This is a genomic window from Intestinirhabdus alba (assembly GCF_009711095.1).
GTDB lineage: Bacteria > Pseudomonadota > Gammaproteobacteria > Enterobacterales > Enterobacteriaceae > Intestinirhabdus > Intestinirhabdus alba.
Genome location: NZ_WMJZ01000153.1, coordinates 1 through 486 on the forward strand (window position 1 = coordinate 1; position 486 = coordinate 486).

The 486-nt window shown below is 64.0% G+C and carries 1 pseudogene; it reads right to left on the reverse strand.

Features of this window, described 5'->3' with window-relative positions:
• Nucleotides 1–349: 349 nt before the first annotated feature.
• A pseudogene (locus tag GJV78_RS24315) lies at nt 350–481 on the reverse strand (Clp protease N-terminal domain-containing protein); the annotation flags it as partial.
• Between the last annotated feature and the right edge of the window lie 5 nt (nt 482–486).

Below are 486 nucleotides of genomic sequence, written 5' to 3' on the forward strand. Positions count from 1 at the left end.
CGCAGCACGTCAAGAAACCAGGGGCACTCATGCACGCGGAGACCGTAGCGCGACTGGCTCAGCTGCTGCTGCGCCAGCGCCCCGGCCGTCCGGATAAGGGCATCACTCATTTTGTCTCTCCTTCGTAACCGTCATTAAAGTTCATCCCGATCCCGGTCTCTTCCTGCCAGTCAAGCTGCTGACGCCGCGGCCTGTTCCCCACCGCCATTGACGCCAGCGGTTGACCGCCCGGCCCCCATTCCTCGCTTATCCTCGTCTCCACCCCGTAGTACGGCGACAGCGTCATCGCCCCTCTCTCACGCATCGCTTCCCGGTCCAGCGGACGGCAGATCGCCGTCTGGAATCGCGCCAGCAGCGTCAGCAGCCGGTGCTCTGGCAGGATGGACGCATGGGCGCGGGTCTGGCTCAGGGAGGCCGCGCCTTCCATCGCGCGGGCGCAGTAAGAGTTAAGTCGGCGTAACAGGATGGCTGGATTTTCCATGAGAT